Annotated in this window: 1 protein-coding gene; it reads left to right on the top strand. The window is 67.4% G+C overall.

The features are described 5' to 3' along the window. Positions 1 to 923: hypothetical protein (locus K5D32_RS25765; RefSeq protein WP_221602326.1), on the top strand; the 923-nt coding region annotated here is incomplete at both ends.

The following is a 923-nucleotide window of genomic DNA, read 5'->3' as shown; positions in this document are numbered from 1 at the left end:
GTGATCGGCAACCTGCAACAGCAGGGCGGGCAACTCTTCGCCCTGGGGGCGCTGAGCCTGACCGGCGACACCCTGAACAACCGCCTCAAGGGCTTTGTGGGGGCCGGCGAGGCCCTGACCCTCACCGTCGATGACATCGACAACCAGGGCGGTGAAATCTCCAGCCAGCAGGGCATCACCCTGACCGGCCAGACCCTGACCAACACCGGCGGCCAGGTCCTGGCGCAACAGGCCCTGACCCTCGAGATCGCCCAGACCACCACCAACCGCACCGAGGGTGTTTTGTCCGGCAAGACCGGCCTGACCCTGACCGGCGCCTCGCTGGACAATAGCGGCGGGGTGATCAGTGGCCTGTCTGGGCTGGGCCTCGACCTCTCGGGCGCACTGGACAACAGCCAGGGCCTGATCAGCAGCGAAGGCAAGCTGACAATCGAGGCGGGCAGCCTGACCAACACGGCGGGCAGCGTCTCCAGCGCCGGCACCCTGACCCTCGACATGGCCGGCGCCCTCGGCAACCAGGGCGGCGAACTGGTCACCGATGACGCCCTGACCCTGACCAGCACCGGCCTCGACAACAGCCTGCAAGGCACCGTCAGCGCCAAGGGCCGGGTGACGATCGACACCGGCGACCTGAACAACAGCCAGAAAGGCCGCCTCAGCAGTGGCGAGCGCCTGGACCTGACCGCCGCGAAGCTGACCAACCACGGCGGCAGCATTGCCAGCCGCCAGGCACTGGTCGCCAGCGTCAGCAGCCTCGAGCAACAGCAAGGCAGCCTGACCAGCGCCACCTCCCTGAGCCTGGACGTGAACCAGGGCCTGCTGGATAACCAGGGCGGCCTGATCAACGCCCCCGGCACCCTGTTGCTGAAAAACCTCAAGACCGTGCTCAACCAGGGCGGTGAAATCTCCAGCGCCCAGGCCTT

The sequence above is a fragment of the Pseudomonas cichorii genome, assembly GCF_019719005.1.
Taxonomy (GTDB): Bacteria; Pseudomonadota; Gammaproteobacteria; order Pseudomonadales; family Pseudomonadaceae; genus Aquipseudomonas; species Aquipseudomonas cichorii_E.
Note: the sequence above shows the minus strand (reverse complement) of the source record. Positions and strands in the feature narration are given on the sequence as shown.